Origin of the sequence: Mesorhizobium sp. (genome assembly GCF_004962925.1) — a bacterium.
Lineage (GTDB): Bacteria > Pseudomonadota > Alphaproteobacteria > Rhizobiales > Rhizobiaceae > Mesorhizobium.
In genome coordinates this window covers 1-240 of sequence record NZ_SUEO01000496.1, presented here as the reverse complement: position 1 = coordinate 240, position 240 = coordinate 1, and the positions used below count along the sequence as shown (strand labels likewise).

The following is a 240-nucleotide window of genomic DNA, read 5'->3' as shown; positions in this document are numbered from 1 at the left end:
ACCTGACCGGCAACGAATTGGCCCAAACCATCCAGGGCAATGCCGGCGCCAACATTATCAACGGCGGCGGCGGTGTCGATAAGATGAGCGGCTTTGACGGCAACGACGATTACTATGCCGACAATGCCGGCGACGAGGTGGTCGAGTCCTCCGGCCAAGGTCAAGACAGGGTGTGGACTTCTGTAAGCTATGCGCTCTCAGCCGGCTCGTCGATTGAAGTCCTTGGCACCACGAAGGACG

Annotated in this window: 1 pseudogene; it reads left to right on the top strand. The window is 59.2% G+C overall.

The window, feature by feature from the left end:
• Positions 1-240 (top strand): annotated as a pseudogene (locus E5W87_RS35860) (calcium-binding protein); the annotation flags it as partial.